General features: G+C 69.0%; 1 protein-coding gene and 1 pseudogene. One reads left to right on the forward strand and one right to left on the reverse strand.

The window, feature by feature from the left end:
• A pseudogene (locus tag ACXJKR_RS27580) lies at positions 1-2673 on the forward strand (hypothetical protein); the annotation flags it as partial.
• A gap of 138 nt (positions 2674-2811) precedes the next feature.
• On the opposite strand, the gene ACXJKR_RS27585 reads toward ACXJKR_RS27580, so the two are convergent.
• The coding region (locus ACXJKR_RS27585) for a hypothetical protein (RefSeq protein ID WP_457325541.1) at positions 2812-3442 on the reverse strand (631 nt) is incomplete at its 5' end.

Raw genomic sequence — 3442 nt, forward strand, 5'->3', positions numbered from 1 at the left:
GAGTACGGCAACAGCAGCGACCGCCACATCGTGCCGCCCAAGAGCTCGCAGCAGCAGTGCGAGCTGCATGGCATGTTCGACGCCTCTATCGGCGGCGCCACGCCGGCGCGCATCAAGGCCGGCTACGCGGTCGCGGCGCGCGAGAACGGCAGCCTGCTGCACCCCGTGCCGGGTGCCACCATCGAGCTCGTGACGCCCGCCAAGGCCGCCCTGGCGGCCACCGTGCAGGGCGGCGCAATAGCGCCGCCCGAGCAGGCCGACGACACCAAGGACCGCTTCGCGGCGGGCCAGTACCTGGTGCACCGCGAGGCCATCGTGCCCGTGCCCTACCTGCCCGACCCGGCCAGCGGCGGCGTCGCCATCGAAGGCGTGCCCGGGTTGAACGCCTGGATCCAGGGCAAGCCGCTGGTGCTGCTGGCGCCAGGCCTGCACGGCTATGTGCTCGACAAGGGCGCCCGCGCGGTGTTCCTGGACGACCACAAGGACCGCCTCATCCTGCTGCTCGACTTCGATCGCGACCCTTCCAACGGCGCCCTGGGCAAGACCTGGCCGGAGGACACCCGCAGCCTGCGCCTGCAGCTGCACGAGCAACCCGGCGAGGTGGCCACCCCGCCCTGCGGCGACGACTTCACCGTGCCCGACGCGCCCAAGTGGGACTTCAACAAGGGCATCCTGCGCGTCTTCCTGCCCAAGGGCCATGTGGCCCGACTTCGCTACGCGAGCTTCGTGCACGATGAGCTGGTGCGCCACCTCGCGCTGCCCTACTGGCAGCCCAGCGCGGCGGGCGTGCAGCGGCTGCAGGCCCAGGCCCTGGCCGGCGTCAACTGGATGCTCACGCCCTGGCGCGACCTCGTCTTCGTGCACGCCACGCAGCAACCGGTGTGCGAGCCGCGCGTCGAGAAAGCCAGCGTGGACCGCCAGGCCGGCTGGCAGCACGCCGACCTGCTGGCCCGCACCGTGCGCCTGCATGGCCCGAGCACCGGCAAGTTCGAGATCGTCGGCGAGTGGGACGAGTGGGTCGACGACCCCCTGGCCGACGACCCGGCCGACCCCGGCCCCAAGCGCGTGCCTCACGAGGCCGTGCTGAGCGAGATCCGCCTCGCGGAGATGCACGGCAACCGCTTCACGCTGGAGCAGGCCGTGGCCGAGCAGACGGCCTTCACGCCGGTGGGCGGCCAGCTGCTGCCGTCCGACCTGGCCAAGCATCCCGCCGTGCCGGRCAACCGCCACGAGTTCGGCGACACCAAGTTCCGCTTCGTGCGCTACCACCTGCGCGCCACCACGCGCTTCCGCGAATACCTCCCGCCGTCCCTGTTCGCCAAAACCGAGCGCATCACGCGCGACGGCCCCATCGTCGAGACCGACCGCGTGCAGATCCAGGCCCACACCCTGCTCGGCGAAACCAAGGACGCCGGCGCGCCCATCGCCGACGTGGGCACGGGCGGCACGGTCGGCACCGTCATCCGCTCGACCAGCCCACCCGACATYCCCCAGGTGCTCTACGTCGTGCCCACCTTCCGCTGGGACCGCAGCGTGCGCGACCGCAGCACGCGGCTGGGCAACGGCCTGCGCGTGTATCTTGAGCGGCCCTGGTTCTCGTCCGGCAACGGCGAGCTGCTGGGCGTGGTGCTGCAGCCCAACGACGGCAAGTTCGCCGACCTGCCCGCCGATCGCATCCCCTATCTGACCCAGTGGGGCCGCGACCCGCTGTGGGATTCGGCAAACGCCGGTGACGTGGCCAACGCCGATGCCTTCGGCGCCGCCGTGCGCACCGAGCAGGTGCTGCTGTTGGAAGACGGCCAGCCCGCCACCGTCGCGGGCCACCGCGTCTACTTCGACAAGCAGCGCAAGCTCTGGTACTGCGACATCGAGCTCAACACCGGCTTCAGCTACATGCCCTTCGTGCGGCTGTCGCTGGTGCGCTTCCAGCCCCATGCGCTGGCCGAGGCCAAGGTCTCACGCACGATGCTGTGCGACTTCGCCCAGGTGCTGCCGCGCCGCGTCGCGATCGTCAAGCGCGAGCGCAACACTGTGCAGCTCGACGTCTACGGTTCGGCCGCCAAGCGCGGGCCGATGCGCCGGCTCAATGCCGGCGGCCAGGCCGAGTCCCCGCTCGCCAACGCCTCGGTGATCTCCGACTTCACCGGCACCCACCTCGAAGACGGGCGCAACCGCATGGAGGCCGTGCTGCAGCGCCAGTCCCTCGACTTCGATGGCGACATCGGCTGGCAGGATGTGCAGGTGCTGGGCGGCCAGCTCGTCGGCGGCGACGCCGCGTCGCGCTCCCTGGCCATGAAGGCCCTGGAGGCCCCGGCCCCCAAGCTCGCCGCCGAAACCGTCGTGCGTACTACCCGCGGCGGCGAGACGCTGCGCTTCGACCGCCTGGAGCAGCTCAAGCCCGTCCCCGGCCTGGTGAGAGACGTCGTCGTCGGCCCTGTTGGACCAATCGGACCGATTGGTCCCATCGGCCCGATCGGCCCGCTCTTCGATCCTCCCATCTGGTCCCACACAGGGTCCCTGCCGACCCTGGCCAGCGGCTGGCGCTACCGCGTGCTGCTGCGCGAGTTCGAGCGCTTCTACACCGACAAGACCGTCCCCGACCCGCGCAACGCGACCTGGCGCAAGCTGGTGGTGGAGGAGAGGCTGACGTATGCGGAGGCGTTCGAGGTCTGAACGGAGGGCATCGCGGGGCGGCGAGTCCAGTGCCGTCGGTCAGTTCACCGAAATGCCCTCCCCCATAGCGGGCCTCACCAACCTTGTCTCGCTAGACGGGGCTTTCGCGGCCTGCCTTGCCGCGTCGCTCGCCGACGCCTACCTGATAGTCGCCCYGAGCGCCTGAGAAAGCCTGGCACGGTCCAGGTCGTCGCTGATCTTGCGCGCATTCACCATCAGCTCGCATTTGTCCAGCAATGCCAGCGTCTTCTCGGCTTCGGTGTTCAGCGTGTTCATCTGCTTTGTCACATAGTCGTTGACGCTGCCCTTCACCTTGTCGCGCACGTCAAGGGGAAGTCCGAGAAAGGCGTCCTGGATTGAATCGAAAGCTTCCCTCGGGCCACCCTGCAACACCGTCACGTTCTGCCGCCATTCACGCAGTTTGGTGTCCAGCCCTACGGCTATTACACCGTTGGTCGTCACCAGCCACTTGTCGGGCTCGAGGAGGGCGCGCTCCGTATCCGTGCTGAGACCACCCATGAAACGACCGTCGTTGGCACGGAAGAAATCTTCGAATGCCTTCTCGGTACCGGCGCGCTTACGGTCGAAGATGTCTTTCAGCCCGCGCTGCACCTCGGACCAGTCGCTCTTCTGCCCGTCCGTGCGCAGGCCGGATGCCGCCCGGTCCATGTCCGCAAAAACCGCAGCATGCGTGGCGCGGGTTCCATCCAGGTTGCATGCCTTGAGGAACTCGTCAACCTGCTGCCGGATACCGCCGTAGGCGACGATG

Source organism: Roseateles sp. P5_E11 (genome assembly GCF_054049355.1).